This window comes from Kitasatospora sp. Xyl93 (assembly GCF_055383135.1).
Map to the genome: position 1 here is coordinate 1,104,445 of NZ_AP029185.1, position 14,941 is coordinate 1,119,385.

The 14,941-nt window shown below is 72.7% G+C and carries 15 protein-coding genes; 8 read left to right on the forward strand and 7 right to left on the reverse strand.

What is annotated here, in order from left to right:
- Positions 1-12: 12 nt before the first annotated feature.
- Complete coding sequence (locus tag ACZ5GH_RS04705; RefSeq protein WP_387746956.1) at positions 13-1,116, forward strand: alkene reductase; 1,104 nt, start codon at positions 13-15, stop codon at positions 1,114-1,116.
- Positions 1,117-1,222: 106 nt separating this feature from the next.
- A complete protein-coding gene (locus tag ACZ5GH_RS04710) occupies positions 1,223-2,032 on the forward strand; it encodes an AAC(3) family N-acetyltransferase (RefSeq protein WP_464333517.1) in 810 nt (269 codons plus the stop codon).
- A 58-nt stretch (positions 2,033-2,090) separates the two neighbouring features.
- On the opposite strand, the gene ACZ5GH_RS04715 is transcribed toward ACZ5GH_RS04710, so the two are convergent.
- The 6 genes from ACZ5GH_RS04715 to ACZ5GH_RS04740 all read right to left on the reverse strand — a co-directional run bounded on the left by ACZ5GH_RS04715 (position 2,091) and on the right by ACZ5GH_RS04740 (position 9,083).
- Positions 2,091-3,620: a M1 family metallopeptidase gene (locus ACZ5GH_RS04715; RefSeq protein WP_464333518.1), complete on the reverse strand. Its 1,530-nt coding sequence runs from the start codon at positions 3,618-3,620 to the stop codon at positions 2,091-2,093.
- A gap of 185 nt (positions 3,621-3,805) precedes the next feature.
- A complete protein-coding gene (locus ACZ5GH_RS04720) occupies positions 3,806-5,332 on the reverse strand; it encodes a M1 family metallopeptidase (RefSeq protein ID WP_464333519.1) in 1,527 nt (508 codons plus the stop codon).
- Positions 5,333-5,501: 169 nt separating this feature from the next.
- The gene (locus ACZ5GH_RS04725; protein WP_387746947.1) at positions 5,502-6,374 is read right to left on the reverse strand and encodes a sulfurtransferase; all 873 of its coding nucleotides are present in this window, start codon (positions 6,372-6,374) and stop codon (positions 5,502-5,504) included.
- A gap of 169 nt (positions 6,375-6,543) precedes the next feature.
- Positions 6,544-7,626, reverse strand: coding sequence for a class I SAM-dependent methyltransferase (locus ACZ5GH_RS04730; protein ID WP_464333520.1), 1,083 nt, complete (start codon positions 7,624-7,626; stop codon positions 6,544-6,546).
- 145 nt (positions 7,627-7,771) lie between these two features.
- Complete coding sequence (locus ACZ5GH_RS04735) at positions 7,772-8,098, reverse strand: hypothetical protein (protein ID WP_387746943.1); 327 nt, start codon at positions 8,096-8,098, stop codon at positions 7,772-7,774.
- A 148-nt stretch (positions 8,099-8,246) separates the two neighbouring features.
- Entirely contained in the window at positions 8,247-9,083 is an 837-nt protein-coding gene (locus ACZ5GH_RS04740) for a polysaccharide deacetylase family protein (protein WP_387746940.1), read from the reverse strand.
- A gap of 227 nt (positions 9,084-9,310) precedes the next feature.
- Here ACZ5GH_RS04740 and ACZ5GH_RS04745 point away from each other — a divergent pair, with 227 nt between their 5' ends.
- Positions 9,311-10,168, forward strand: a complete 858-nt coding sequence (locus ACZ5GH_RS04745; protein ID WP_387746937.1) for an SAM-dependent methyltransferase — start codon at positions 9,311-9,313, stop codon at positions 10,166-10,168.
- Between the two features lie 42 nt (positions 10,169-10,210).
- On the opposite strand, the gene ACZ5GH_RS04750 is transcribed toward ACZ5GH_RS04745, so the two are convergent.
- Complete coding sequence (locus ACZ5GH_RS04750; RefSeq protein ID WP_464333521.1) at positions 10,211-11,080, reverse strand: Fpg/Nei family DNA glycosylase; 870 nt, start codon at positions 11,078-11,080, stop codon at positions 10,211-10,213.
- Positions 11,081-11,522: 442 nt separating this feature from the next.
- On the opposite strand from ACZ5GH_RS04750, the gene ACZ5GH_RS04755 reads away from it, so the two are divergent.
- The 5 genes from ACZ5GH_RS04755 (at position 11,523) to ACZ5GH_RS04775 (ending at position 14,912) form a co-directional block, all read left to right on the forward strand.
- Positions 11,523-11,987: an SRPBCC family protein gene (locus ACZ5GH_RS04755; protein WP_387751897.1), complete on the forward strand. Its 465-nt coding sequence runs from the start codon at positions 11,523-11,525 to the stop codon at positions 11,985-11,987.
- Between the two features lie 87 nt (positions 11,988-12,074).
- Positions 12,075-12,734, forward strand: a complete 660-nt coding sequence (locus tag ACZ5GH_RS04760) for a hypothetical protein (protein WP_464333522.1) — start codon at positions 12,075-12,077, stop codon at positions 12,732-12,734.
- Between the two features lie 122 nt (positions 12,735-12,856).
- Positions 12,857-13,648 (forward strand): DsbA family protein, encoded by a 792-nt coding sequence (locus tag ACZ5GH_RS04765; RefSeq protein ID WP_387751892.1) that lies wholly within the window; start codon positions 12,857-12,859, stop codon positions 13,646-13,648.
- Positions 13,645-14,265: a vitamin K epoxide reductase family protein gene (locus ACZ5GH_RS04770; RefSeq protein ID WP_387751890.1), complete on the forward strand. Its 621-nt coding sequence runs from the start codon at positions 13,645-13,647 to the stop codon at positions 14,263-14,265. The genes ACZ5GH_RS04765 and ACZ5GH_RS04770 overlap by 4 nt, the downstream gene beginning before the upstream one ends.
- A gap of 62 nt (positions 14,266-14,327) precedes the next feature.
- Positions 14,328-14,912, forward strand: a complete 585-nt coding sequence (locus tag ACZ5GH_RS04775; protein WP_387751938.1) for a dihydrofolate reductase family protein — start codon at positions 14,328-14,330, stop codon at positions 14,910-14,912.
- The last annotated feature ends 29 nt before the right edge of the window (positions 14,913-14,941 follow it).

The following is a 14,941-nucleotide window of genomic DNA, read 5'->3' on the forward strand; positions in this document are numbered from 1 at the left end:
TACCGTACCGGCATGACCACGACCACCACCTCCTCCCTGCTCACCCCGTACCGCCTCGGCCGGCTCGACCTGCCGAACCGCGTCGTCATGGCCCCGATGACGCGGTACCGGGCCGCCGAGGACGGCACGCCGCTGCCCGTCGTCGCCGAGCACTACGCCCAGCGCGCCGGCGCCGGCCTGATCGTCACCGAGGGCATCTGGCCCAGCCGGCAGGGCCAGTCCGGCTGGCGCCTGCCCGGCCTGGAGACGCCCGCGCACGCGGCCGGCTGGCGCGCGGTGACCGAGGCCGTGCACGCCGCCGGCGGGCGGATCGCCGCCCAGCTGATGCACGGCGGGCGCCAGGGCCACCCGCTCAACCGGCTGCTCGGCGACGTCCCGGCCGGCCCCTCCGCCGTGCCCGCCCCGGGCCCGGTGCACGTCAAGGACGGCGGCAAGGCCGAGGCCGTCACCCCGCGCGCGATGACCCGCGAGGAGATCCACCGGACGATCGCCGACCACGTGGACTCCGCCCGCCTGGCCCTCGCGGCCGGCTTCGACGCCGTCGAACTGCACGGCGCCAACTCCTACCTGATCCACCAGTTCCTGGCCGACAACACCAACCTGCGCACCGACGAGTACGGCCCCCGCACCCTCGCCGACCGGCTGCGCTTCCCGATCGAGCTGGTGACTGCCGTCGCCGAGGCCGTCGGCCCCGACCGCCTCGGCCTGCGGCTCTCCCCCGGCAACCCGCAGTTCGGCATGTACGAGGCCGACCCCGCACCGGTCTACCGCGCGCTGCTCGCCGAACTGGACGGCCTCGGCCTGGCCTACCTCCACCTCACCGACAACGACGACTACCCGGCCCTGGCCGACCTGCGCCCGCGCTGGTCCGGTCCGCTGATCGGCAACGTCGGCGAGAACCGTGCCGCCACCGACCGCGAGCGCGGCGAGGCGGTGCTGGCCGCCGGCCTGGCCGACCTGGTCTCCTACGGCCGCGCCTTCATCGCCAACCCCGACCTGCCGGAGCGGTTCGCCGCCGACGCCCCGCTCGCCCCCGTCGACCCCACCCACCTCTACGGCCAGGAGGCCACCGGCTACACCGACTACCCGCGGTTCCGGCCGGCCGACCGCCCCTGATCCCGCCAGGGCGACCCCGTCCTGACCGGATGTCAGTACCACCCGCTATGGTCGGCCCCGAACGATCCCAGTACGAACAGCACCACCGTCACCAGGGGGCACCACCATGACCGCACCGGGCACCGGCCCGCTCACCACCGCCGACCTCGTCGAGGGCTGGCGCCGGGCGGGCGTCCGCGAGGGCATGGCGCTGATCGTGCACTCCTCGCTCTCCAGCCTCGGCCGGGTCGAGGGCGGCGCGGCGGCCGTGGTGGCCAGTCTGCGCGAGGCGGTCGGGCCCGGCGGCACCGTCGCCGCGCCCACCTTCACCACCGACACGGTCCGCGACCCGGCCCCCCGGCACACCGGACCGCCCGGCCCCGAGCTCGCCGAACTCCGGGCCGGCGTCCCGCTGTTCCACCCCGGGCTGCCCTCCGCCACCGGCGCGGTGGCGGAGGCGCTGCGCGCCCTGCCGGAGAGCCTCCGCAGCACCCACCCGCAGGTCTCGGTCGCCGCCGTCGGCGCGCACGCCAGGGAGGTCACCGCCCGGCGCTCACTCGGCTTCGCCGTCGGCCGGGAGTCGCCGTTCGGCGCGCTGCACGACCTCGGCGGGCACGTGCTGCTGGTCGGCGTCGGCCACGACCGCAACACCTTCCTGCACTACGCCGAGACCTTCGCCCCCAACCGCCGGCTCAAGCTCCGCCGCTTCCCGATGGCGATCCAGGGCGAGCGGGTCTGGATCGAGGCGCCGGACGTGGCGGACGACAACGGCACCCACTTCCCGGTGGTGGGGCGGGAGTTCGAGGAGTGGGCGGGCATCCGGGAGGTCCTGGTCGGCAGCGCGCCCTGCCGGCTGCTCCCGGTCCGCGACCTCATACCCTTCGCCGTCCGCCGCCTCACCGAACTGCTGGCGGCGGACGGCCCGGGAGCGGCGTAGGTCCGGGCCCGCGGTCCCCGCCGTACGCGCGGAACCGCCGGCCCGTTCCCCCGTACCGTCAGTGACGGGCTTCGTGCGCCGAGGCGGCCTCCTGGATCTTCTTCCAGGACTTCGGCTCGGCGGGCAGCCGCCCCGCGTCCGCGTCGCCGCCCGGTGCCACCGAGGCCACGGCCGCCGCCCCCGGCGGCACCGGCCCGACGGCCGGCTTGCCCGGGGTGAACAGCCAGGTGTTCAGCACGTCGCCGAGCTTCTTCCCGGAGACCTTCTCCGCGTACGCCTGGAACTCCGGAATGGTGGCGTTGCCGTAGCGGCGCTCGGTCGGCCAGCCCTTCAGGATCCGGAAGAAACTCTCGTCCCCGACGGCGTTGCGCAGCGCCTGGACGGCCACCGCGCCGCGGTAGTACACCGCGGCGGAGAACTGGTTGTCCTCACCCGGGTCGCCCGGCTTCACGCTCCAGAACGGGTCGTCGGCCGGACGCGAGGCGTAGACGTAGTCGGCCAGTTCCTGCGCGGTGCCCTCGTTCTCGTGCTCGGACCAGAGGAACTGGGCGTACTGGGCGAAGCCCTCGTTCAGCCAGATGTCGCTCCAGCGGGAGAGCGAGACGCTGTCGCCGTACCACTGGTGGGCCAGCTCGTGCACGACCACCTGGGTGTTGGAGCCGCGGGTGAACATCCCGGGGCCGTAGAAGATCCGGGTCTGGGTCTCCAGCGCGCCACTGGCCTGGACGTTGGGGACGTATCCGCCGACGGAGCTGAACGGGTACTCCCCGAAGTAGCCGCTCAGCCAGTCGACCAGCTCACCGGTGCGCTCGACGCTCGCCCGCGCCGCGTCGGCGTTCTCCCCCAGGTCCTTGCTGTACGCGTTGTAGACCGGCAGCCCGCCCGCCGTGGTGTCCGTGGTGATGTCGAACCTGCCGATCGCCAGCGTCGCCAGGTACGTCGCCTGCGGCTTGTTCTCACGCCAGCTGTAGCGGGTCCAGCCCGCCTGCGAGCTGGTTCCGGTCAGCACCCCGTTGCTGATCACCTGGCTGCCGTCCGGCACCAGCACCGAGACGTCGAAGGTCGCCTTGTCACTCGGGTGGTCGTTGCCCGGGAACCACCACCCGGCCGACACGGGCTCGCCGGCCACCACCGCACCGTCCGGCGTACGGCGCCAGGCGGTGTAGCCGCCGTACTTCTTCACCGTGGACGGCACGTCCTGGTAGCGCACCACCACGGTGGCCTGGGACCCCTTGGCCAGCGGCCGGGACGGGGTGACCTCCAGCTCCTGGTCGCCGCTGGTGGCGAAGGCCGCGAGCCGCCCGTTGACCCGGACCTCCGAGACGTTCAGCGCGAAGTCGAGGTTGAACCGGGACAGGTCCTCGGTGGCCGTGGCGAGGATGGTCGTGGTGCCCTCCAACCGGTCGGTGGCGGGCTGGTACTTCAGTCGGATGTCGTAGTGCGAGACGCGGTAGCCGCCGTTGCCGAGAGTCGGGTAGTACGGGTCACCGACGCCGTCCGCGCCGGGTCGGAAGCCGGAAGCCGAGGCGGGGACGGCCAGGAACAGGCTCAGGGCGCTGGCAGCAGAGACGATCAGCCTCTTGCGCACGTGGTCCTCCAGGATTCATCGGATCGACGGGATCGACCGATCCCTGTCCTGAGAACCCCGCCCCCATTCCCCTCCGGTGAGATGTTCATGAAAAGAAACGCGCCGACATGACGGCTCCGCAGCGGTGCCGCGAAGCCGTCATGACCCGTGCGCGAAGCCGGTGGCGCCTACGGCATGACGCTCGATCAGCTGTGCGCCTCGTGCGCCGAGTTGGTGTCCTGGATCTTCTTCCAGGACTTCGGCTCGGCGGGCAGCTGCCCCGCGTCCGCACCGGCGCCCGGTGCCAGCGAGGCCACGGCCGCCGTCCCCGGGGGCACCGGCCCGACGGCCGGCTTGCTCGGGGTGAACAGCCAGGTGTTCAGCACGTCGCCGAGCTTCTTCCCGGAGACCTTCTCCGCGTACGCCTGGAACTCCGGGATGGTGGCGTTGCCGTAGCGGCGCTCGGTCGGCCAGCCCTTGAGGATCTGGAAGAACTTCTCGTCCCCGACGGCGTTGCGCAGCGCCTGGACGGCCACCGCGCCGCGCTCGTAGACGGCGCTGGAGAACTGGTTGTCCGGGCCCGGGTCACCCGGCTTGATGGTCCAGAACGGGTCGTCGGCCGGATGCGAGGCGTAGACGTAGTCCGCCAACTCCTGCGCGGTGCCCTCGTTCTCGTGCTCGGACCAGAGGAACTGCGCGTACCGGGCGAAGCCCTCGTTCAGCCAGATGTCGCTCCAGCGCGACAGCGAGACGCTGTCGCCGTACCACTGGTGGGCCAGCTCGTGCACGACCACCGAGGTGTTGGAGCCCTTGGCGAACTGCCGGGGGCTGTAGAAGATCCGGGTCTGGGTCTCCAGGGCGTAGCCGGTCGGGACGTTGGGGACGTAGCCGCCGACCGAGCTGAACGGGTACTCGCCGAGGTAGCCGCTCAGCCAGTCGACCAGCTCGCCGGTGCGCTCGACGCTCGCCCGCGCCGCGTCGGCGTTGTCGCCGAGGTCCTTGCTGTACGCGTTGTAGACCGGCAGCCCGCTCGCCGTGGTGTCCCGGGTGATGTCGAACTTGCCGATCGCCAGCGTCGCCAGGTACGTCGCCTGCGGCTTGTTCTCGCGCCAGCTGTAGCGGGTCCAGCCGGCCTGGGACGACGTACCGGCCAGCACGCCGTTGCTGATCACCTGGTTGCCGTCCGGCACCAGCACCGAGACGTCGTAGGTGGCCTTGTCGCTCGGGTGGTCGTTGCTCGGGAACCACCACCAGGCCGCCTCGGGCTCGTTGGCCGCCACCGCGCCGTCCGGGGTGCGGTGCCAGCTGGTGAAGCCGTACTTCTTCACCGTGGAGGGCACGCCCTTGTACCGCACCACCACGGTGGCCTGGGAGCCCTTGGCCAGCGGCCGGGCCGGGGTGATCTCCAGCTCCTGGTCGCCGCTGGTGGCGAAGGCCGCGAGCCGCCCGTTGACCCGGACCTCCGAGACGTTCAGCGCGAAGTCGAGGTTGAACCGGGACAGGTCCTGGGTCGCCGTGGCCAGGATGGTGGCGGTGCCCTCCAGTTCGTCGGTGGCGGGCTGGTACTTCAGCCGGATGTCGTAGTGCGAGACGTCGTAACCGCCGTTGCCGTATGTCGGGTAGTACGAGTCGCCGACCCCGGCCGTGCCGGCCCGGAAGTCGGAAGCCGAGGCGGGGACGGCCAGGAACAGGCTCAGGGCACTGGCAGCAGAGACGATCAGCCTCTTGCGCACGTGGTCCTCCAGGGATCACCGGAACGATTGGGTCGGATCGATCCTTGTCCCGGAAGCCCCGCCTCCACTCCCCTCCGGTGAGATGTTCATGAAAAGAAACGCGCCGACATGACGGCTTCGCAGTGGCGCCGCGAAGCCGTCACATCTCCTCACCCGCCCCTCCCGTCACTCACGTCCCGAGCGCCACCGGCGCCCGCACCAGCGAGCCGTACTCCGTCCACGAGCCGTCGTAGTTCTTCACGTGCGGGTACCCGAGCAGCTCGGTGAGCGCGAACCAGGTGTGCGCGGACCGCTCGCCGATCCGGCAGTACGCGATCACCTCGCGCTCCGACTCCACGCCCCGGCCCCCGTAGAGCGCCCGCAGCTCCTCCGCCGAGCGGAACGTCCCGTCGTCGTTGGCCGCCTGCGACCAGGGGATGTTGACCGCGCCCGGGATGTGCCCGGGCACCTGCGCCTGCTCCTGCGGCAGGTGCGGGGGCGCGATCAGCTCGCCCCGGAACTCGGCCGGCGAGCGGACGTCCACCAGCACCGAGTCCGCCCCGGGCTTGGCGAACACCTCGGCCTTGGCCAGGACCTCGTCCCGCAGCGCCCGCAGCTCCGGCCGTTCGGGCCCGCTGAGCCGGTAGCCGGTGTGCTGGTAGTCCATCACCTCGGGGGTCAGCTCCCGGCCCTCCAGCTCCCACTTCTTGCGCCCGCCGTCCAGCAGCCGCACCGGGCCGAAGCCGCGCAGCCGCAACAGCCAGTAGGCGTAGGCGGCGAACCAGTTGTTGTTGCCGCCGTAGAGCACCACGGTGGTGTCGTCCTCGACCCCGGCCGCCCGCAGCAGGTGCTGGACGCCGTCGCGGTCGACGTAGTCCCGGCCGACCCGGCTGTGCAGATCGGTGGTCCAGTTCCAGCCCACCGCGCCGGGGATGTGGTCCCGGTCGTAGGCCTGTGTGTCCTCGTCCACCTCGACGACCCTGATCGTCCCGTCGTCCAGGTGGTGGGCCAGCCAGTCGGTGCGGACCAACGTCTCGGGGTGCGCGTAGCCGTTGCCGGTCATCCCAGGCCCTCCTTCGCTCTGCCCAGGCCGCGGAGCCCGACCACGGGCACAGCGGGCCGTACGACGACAGCGGGGCACAGGGGCACGGCGGGGCGCCGGCGACCGGGCCGGACAGTTCGAACCTACGCCGCCCGTCCGGCCCGGGCCACCCCGGGGAGGGCCGGGCCGGTCAGCCGTTCGCCGCCCCGTCGAGCCGCGCCACGTAGTACAGGTTCAGCACGTCCCCCTCGACCCGCTTCGCCTCGACCGACTGGAACCCGGCCGTCGCCAGCATCCGCCGCGCCGTCTGCTCGCCCCAGACCGTCCCGAGCCCCTCGCCGCCCTCACCGAGCGAGACCGTCATGCAGTAGAAGGTCGAGAAGGTGTAGAGCGCGGGCGCCAGCGGGTGGCCGATGTTCTCCGCCAGCTCGCTGCTGGCGGCGATGTCGCCCATCAGGAAGACGCCGTCGGGCCGCAGCGCGCCCGCGATCGCGGCCAGCGTGCGGGTCGGACGGGCCAGGTCGTGGATCACGTCGAAGGCGGTGACCAGGTCGTACTCCCCGGTCAGCGTGGCCGAGTCGGCGACCTCGAACCGGGCGTTGCGCAGGCCCAGTTCGGCCGCCGACGCGCGGGCCGCGGCGATCCCCTCCTCGGAGATGTCGATGCCGGTGAAGCGGCTCTCCGGGAACGCCCGGGCGAGCACCGTGACGGCGTGGCCCTGCCCGGTGCCGATGTCCACCGCGTCGATCCCGGCCCGCAGCCGCTCGGTCAGCCCGTCCACCAGCGGCACGATCGCGTCCACCAGCGCCAGGTCGTACACCCGGGCGGTCTCCTCGGCCTGGAGCCGCTGGAACCGCGGGTACGCCGAGTAGGGCATCCCGCCGCCGGTGCGGAAGTGCCCGAGCAGCTCCTGCTCGACCTCGCCCATCATCGCGAGGAAGGGCATCATCCCGGCGAGGTTGTCCGGCCCGGCGGCCCTGGTCAGTGACGCCGCGTGCTCGGGCGGCAGCACGTAGGTGCGCTCCGCCGGGTCGTACTCCACGAACCCGGCGACGACCATGCAGCCCAGCCACTCGCGCACGTAGCGCTCGTCGAGCCCGGCGGCCCGGGCGATCTCCTCACCGGTCGAGGGGGCGAGCCCGGCCATCAGGTCGAACAGCCCGGTCTGGTGGCCGATGCTGGTCATCAGCCCCAGGCAGGCGTCGTTGAGGACCTCCAGCACGCGCCCGCCGAATTCCTCCTGCTTCACCGCGTCCAGTTCCCGTACGGACATGGCTTCCTCCTCCGCGGCCGGGACGGCGCCCCCTCCCCAGTCACGCTACGCCACTCACCCGAACGGCCCCACAGGAAGTGCGGCGGGGCCGGTTCCGGTCGGTCCGCCGGCTCCCGGACCGACCGGAACCGCGGTGACCGCGCGCTCAGGAGAAGACGACGGAGCGCAGCTTCAGCCGGTCGCCGAGCTTCTTGCCGGGGCTCATCACGTAGAACACGTCACCCGCGCAGCCGAAGTCCAGGAAGACCGTGGCCGTGGAGCGGGTGAGGTTCTCCGGCGCGAAGCCCGGGGCCTCCTCGGTCGTCCACGGCAGGTCGACGCACTCGCGGCTCTCCGGGTCCGCCAGGCCGGTGCGGACCCCGGGGCCGACCTTGTAGAGGAAGTCGCCCTCCGCGGCGTTGGCCGAGAACGGAACGGCGAGGACGAGGGCGATGGCGCTGGCGGCGGCGAGCACGGCGTTGCGGAGACGCATGGGTGAGGGCCTTTCAGGTGGTACGCGGCGGTACCCGGTCTATTGATGCGATATCACCCTAGAGGCCCAAAATCCGCAGAAACGGTTCTTCCAACCCACCCGTTCGAGTGGTTTAAGGGTCGAAACCGCTACCCGTACGAAAACCCGCTCAGTTCGGCGGGGCCGTGAAGCAGTACCCCGAGTCGACCAGCACCGGCAGGTACGTCTTCAACGCCGCCACCGTCTGCGACCGGTCCCCGCCGCCGTCGTGGTTGAGCACGATCGACCCGGGCCGGACGCCCTTGAGGATCCGGTCGATGATCGCCGGGGTCCCGGGCCGGGCCCAGTCCCGGGGGTCCACCGACCAGGCCATGTTCCGCATCCCGAGGTCGGCGGCCACCCGGAGCGAGGCCGTGGACCAGTCCCCGCCCGGCGCCCGGAACCAGGTCGGCTGCCGGCCGGTCGCCCGGTGCAGCAGGTCGGAGGTGCGTTCCAGCTCGTCCCGCACCTTGGCCTCGGACAGGTGCCGCAGGTCGGGATGGGTCCAGGTGTGGTTGGCGATGTGGTGGCCGCGGTCCGCGATCTCCCGGACCAGCGCGGGGTGCTCGGCCGCGTTCTCGCCGATCAGGAAGAACGTCGCCCTGATCCCGTACTGCTCGAACAGCGCCAGCACGGTCGGCGTGTGCCGCGGGTCCGGGCCGTCGTCGATGGTGAGCGCCACCACCTTCCGCTCCGGATCCAGGTCGTACACCGGTTTGCTCTCCGCCTCGGTGAGCGCCCGGCGCACCGGCACCGCACTCGGCACGGCGGCGGACGGGGCCGCCGCGGACGGCGTACCCGCCGGGGCCGCCGACGCCGCGGCCGGTACGGCACCCGGCCCGGCCGGCACCCCCTCCGGCCCCACCGGAACGGCGGGGACGACCGCCTCGTCCACCCCCGCCGCCGCACCGCCCTCCCCGTCGCTCCAGGTGCTCCGACATCCGGCGGCCGCGCCCAGGAGGGACATTCCAGCCGCAACCAGCAACAATCTACGCGAAGTAATCTGACGATCTGACAGCATTCTGAATGCATCCCCCGGCCGCCACCGCCCTTCCCGATCACCACTCCGACGGCCTACGGTCCCGCCCTCCCCCGCCCCTTCACAGCCCTTCCCCGACCGGACGCTCCGCCTCCCCGGGAGCCGCTACGCTGTGCCTTCCCCAGTGTGATGATCTGCCATCAGAGGACGTGGCCATGACGACAAGTCAGGACTTCCCCCACCAGGGCCCGCGGGACGACGACGCCGAGCTCAGCCAGTGGGAACGTTTCGGCGTCGACACCACCACCCCGCACTCCGCGCGCGTGTACGACTACTGGCTGGGCGGTAAGACCAACTTCCCGCCGGACCGCGCCATGGGGCAGGCCATCGAGCAGGCCGTACCGAGCGTCAAGGCGATGGCCAAGGCCAACCGGGCCTTCCAGGGCCGGGCCGTCCGCTACCTGGCCCGGGAGCACGGCATCCGCCAGTTCCTCGACCTCGGCACCGGCATCCCGACCTCGCCGAACACCCACGAGATCGCCGAGGCGGTCAGCCCGGGGACCAGGGTGGTCTACGTCGACAACGACCCGATCGTGCTCGCCCACGCCCGCGCGCTGATGGTCTCCACCCCGGCCAGCCGCACCACCTACATCCACGCCGACCTGCGCGAGCCCGCGGAGCTGTTCGCCGACCCGGCGCTCACCGCCACCCTCGACCTCACCCAGCCCGTCGGCCTGCTGATGATCGCCGTGCTGATGCTGATCGCCGACGAGGACGACCCGTGGGGCCGGGTCGCCGCGCTGCGCGACGCCCTGCCGGCCGGCAGCTGCATCGCGCTGACCACCCCCACCCCGGACTTCGACCCGGAGGCCGTCGGCAAGGTCGCCGAGGCCGCCCGGGCCGGCGGGATGACCCTGGTCCCGCGCGGCTACGACGACGTGGTGCGCTTCTTCGACGGCTGGGAGCTGGTCGAGCCGGGCGTCGCCCCGGTACTGGCCTGGCGCCCGGACGGCGAGCCCCCGGCCGACCCGAAGGCCGCGTACTACTGGGGCGGCGTCGCGATCAAGCGCTGACCCGGTCGAACACCGGGTGGGGCGCGGGCCGTCCCACCCGGCTCACTTCAGCAGCCGCGACAACCGCCGGTCCGCCAACGGCTTGCCCCCGGTCTGACAGGTCGGGCAGTACTGGAGCGAGGAGTCCGCGAAGGACACCTCCCGGATGGTGTCGCCGCACACCGGACAGGGCTCACCGGTCCGGCCGTGCACCCGCAGCCCGAGCTTCTTCTCCGCCTTCAGCTCCCCCGCCGCCAACCCGTGCGAACGCTCCACCGCCTCGCGCAACGTGCCACCGAGCGCCTCGTACAACCGGGCCACCTCGTCCTCGGTCAGGCTCGCGGCCTGCTTGTACGGCGACATCCGGGCCGCGTGCAGCACCTCGTCCGAATAGGCGTTGCCCACCCCCGCCAACACGCTCTGGTCCCGCAGCACCCCCTTGAGCCGCCGCCGGTCACCCCGCAGCAACGCGGCGAAGTCCGCCAGCGCGAAGGCCGGGTCCAACGGATCCGGACCGAGCCGCGCCACCCCCGGCACCTCCCCCGGATCCCGCACCACATAGACCGCCAGCCCCTTCTTCGACCCCGCCTCGGTCAGGTCGAACCCCTCCCCGGCCTCACCCTCCAACCGCACCCGCAACGCCAGCGGATTGCGCGGCCCCGGCCGCGGCGGCTCGACGGGCAGGCCCTCCTTCCACCGCAACCAGCCCGCGCGGGCCAGGTGGACCACCAGGTGCAGCCCCTCCACCTCGATGTCCAGGAACTTGCCACGCCTGGTCACCGCCCCGACCGTCCGCCCCTCCAACTCCCCCACCGGCGGGTCGTACGTCTTCAACGCACTGATCGCCACCGGCAGCACCCGGGCGATCACCCGCCCGGTCAACCGCTCGGACAGAAAGGCACTCAGCGCCTCGACCTCAGGCAACTCCGGCATGCGCCCAGTCTCCCCCGCCCCACCCCCACCCGCGCGCCCACACAAGACCCACCAGCCCCCCACGCCCCCACCCACCCCAGCAGCAGGCACCCCCCACCCCCAGCAGGCGTCCCACCAGCAGGACATCCCCCACCCACCCCAGCAGCAGGCACCCCCGCCCACGCACCCCTCCCCCACCCCAGCGAGAGGGACGCGCTGCGGAAGGGGGCGGCGCAGGGGGTGGGTGCGGAGAGGGGCGTGACGGGTGATTTTCAGACTGCCAACGCTCCCCAGCCCGCAGGCACAGGACCGGCAGTCTGAAAATCATCCAGCCCCCGCAGCACCCACCCCCGGAGCCGCCCCCGGCCCCCCACCCTCCCGAAAGCCCACCCACCCCCGAAGACCCCCCATTGCCCCCCCACCCCCCAAGGCGCACGCTGGACCCAAGGGAGGTCCCCACCCCATGAGCACCCTCGAGGAACAGATCGACATCGCCGCCCCCGTCCTCGCCGCCTGGGAGCAACTGCACCGGGTGCACGAGTACCCCCGTTTCGTCGACGGCGTCCGCAGCGCCCACCCGCACGGCCGGAACCTCGCCCACCTCGGGGTGGAGGTCGCCGGCGCCGAGCGCGCGGTCGACGCCGAGATCACCGACCGCGGTCGCGGCCGGGTGATGGCCTGGCGGACCCTGGACTCGCTCCGGCTGCGCGGCGCCTTCGCGCTGCGGCCGCTGGACGCCCGGCACACCCGGGTGCAGATCCGGGTGGAGTACGACCCGGAGGCGGTGCACCGGGAGTTCGGCGGGCCGCGCGGTTTCGCCCAGGCCGGGGCGATCGAGCGGGCGGTGCGCGAGGACCTGGAGCACTTCCGGGAGCTGGTCGAGGCCCGGGTGAACGCCGCCGACGACAAACCCGTAAGCGCCGGATAAGCCCAGCTCAGTGCGGGTGGTGAGGCTCTTCACAGCACGCCGCCCGACAGAACGTTCCAGTTTCAACCTGTGGCAGACTCGGGTCCCATGGACATCGGCCCGGTCACCAGGACGCTCCGCGCGGCGGTCTTCGCCGCGCTGGTCGTGCTGCTCGCCGGGCTGGGCCAGGTGCTGGTCACCGGCCGCGCGCTGCCGGTCGGTCCGATGCTGCCGGCCGGGGCCGCCGTGTTCGCGGTGGCCTTCGCGCTGGCGGGCCGCGAGCGCGGCTATCCGGCGGTCGCGGCGGTGTTCCTCCCGCTGGAGCTGGGCGCCGGCGCGCTGTTCGACCTGGCCCAGAGCAGCTGTCCCTCCCTGCCGCCCGGTGCCGGGCACGGCCTGCAGCCGCTGCTGTGCGGCGGCGGCTCGCTCGGCGGCTTCCTGCTCGGCCACGGCGTCTCGGCGCGGACCGGGGTGCTGCTGCTCCTGCTGCTGCACACGGTGATCGCGCTGGCCGGCGCCTACTGGCTGCGCCGCGCGGACGCCGCGCTGTGCTGCCTGGCCGGCGCCGTCCGGATGCTCGGCGAGTTCCTGCAGCGCCACCTGCCGGCCGCCGCCCGCTGGCTGCGGCTGCTGGCCGCCCCGCTGCCGGCCCGTCCGCCGGCGCGGGTGCCGTTCCCCCGGGCCAGCCGCGTGCTGGTCCCCGCCGAGGACGTCGTCGTCCGTCCGGCCGTCCGGCGTGGTCCGCCGGTGTTCGCCCTGGCCGTCTGAGCAGCGGGCCTCCCGCCCGGTACCGCTCGGCCGGCTGTCTCTCTCTCTCTCCCCCCCCCGCGCGGGCCCCGACCGGGCCGCGCGCGCCCTCCCGTACGCCCGAGAGCACAGGACGACACCCCATGAGCAACACCCGCAGGACCGCCCAGAAGACCTCCGCCGCCGACCGCATGCGCGCCGCCCGGGCCCAGGCCGAGCGCTCCGAGCGCGTCCGCCGCCGGGTGGTGGTCGGCGGCGTCTCCGCCGCCGTGCTCGCCCTCGCGGCGGGCGTGGCCTTCGCCGTCGGCGGCGCCTCCGGCTCCGGTTCGAACGCCGCGAGCGGCCCGCTGGTCGTCCCGGCCAACGCGGGCGGCGGCAACGGCACCGTGGTCACCTACGGCAAGGCCGACGCCCCGCACACCCTGGAGGTCTACGAGGACTTCCGCTGCCCGTACTGCGAGCAGCTGGAGACCACCACCGGCAAGGCGATCCAGCAGCTCGCCGACGACGGCACGTACAAGGTCGAGTACCACCTGGCGACGTTCCTGGACGACAACCTCGGCGGCAAGGGCTCGCGCACCGCGCTGGCCGCCGCCGGCGCCGCGCTGAACGAGGGCGTGGACAAGTTCAAGGCCTTCCACGACGTGCTGTACGCCAACCAGCCGGACGAGCGCAGCGACGCCTTCGGCGACGTCAACCACCTCCTGGACCTGGCCGGCCAGGTGCCCGGACTGAAGACCGACGGCTTCGTGAAGGCCGTCCAGGACGGCACCTACGCCCCGTGGGCCGCCAAGGTCAACGAGGAGTTCAACAAGAGCGACGTCACCGGTACCCCGACCGTCAAGCTGGACGGGAAGAAGCTGGACGTCCTGAGCAACGGCAAGGCCGTCTCGCCCGAGCAGTTCACCGCGATGGTCAAGCAGGTGACCGGATGACGGCCGGCTCCCCCGCGGTGCGGCCCGGTTTCGGCGCGAGCCGCCCGTTCGCCTGGCTGCTGCTGATCGGCGGCGCGGTCGGCCTGTTCGCCTCGGCGGTCCTCACCCTGGACAAGATCCGGCTGCTGGAGGACCCGTCCTACGTTCCGAACTGCAACATCAATCCGATCATCAGCTGCGGTTCGATCATGCGCAGCGACCAGGCGGAGGCCTTCGGCTTCCCCAACTCGCTGATCGGGCTGGTCGCCTTCGGCGCGCTGACGGCGATCGGCGCGGGGCTGCTCGCCGGGGCCGCCCACCGGCGCTGGTTCTGGCTCGGCCTGCAGGCCGGGACGGTGTTCGGGATCGGCTTCGTGACCTGGCTGATGTACCAGGCGCTGTACCGGATCGGCGCGCTCTGCCCGTACTGCATGGTGGTGTGGGCCGCGGTGATCCCGCTGTTCTGGTACACCACGCTGCACAACCTGCGCTCGGGCGTGATCCCGGTGGGCCCGCGGCTGCGGGTGGCCGTGCGGGAGGCGGCCCGCTACCACTGGGTCGTCCCGGCCCTGGGGTACGCGGTGATCGCGCTGCTGATCCTCAACCGGTTCTGGTACTACTGGAGCACCCTGATCTGACCGCCGTCCGCCGCCCTCCCCTTCCGCGGGGAGGGCGGCGGACCGTCCTCCCGGTGGGTGCCATGCGCCGCAGGATCGTCCTCTTCGTGTCCCTCTCGGTCGACGGCTACTTCGAGGGCCCGGACCATGACCTCGGCTGGCACCTGGTCGACGACGAGGTGCACACCCACTTCAACCGGGAACTCGCCCGTATGGGTGGTTTCGTCTCCGGCCGGGTGACGCACGAGCTGATGGCCTCCTTCTGGCCGACCGCCGACCAGGATCCGGACGCCGACGCCCCGATGGTCGAGTTCGCGGGCATCTGGCGCGCGATGCCGAAGACCGTCTTCTCCCGCACCCTGGACCGCGCCGACTGGGACACCACCGTCGTCCGCGAGGTCACCCCCGAGACGGTGGCCGCCCTGACCGCCGGCCCCGGCGGGGACCTCTCCCTCAGCGGCGCGAACCTGGCCGAGTCCTTCCTCGCCCAGGACCTCGTCGACGAGTTCCGCCTCTACGTCCACCCCGTCGTGCTCGGCCGCGGCACCCTGTTCTTCCGCCCGGCCGACCGCCCCCTGCCGCTCGCCCTGAAGGACACCCACCGCTTCACCAACGGCGTCACCCTGCTCCACTACGAGCGCGTCGGCCCGTCGCCCCTGGACGGGTGACGGGCCGACGCGCTGCCGCGCGGGGCCGC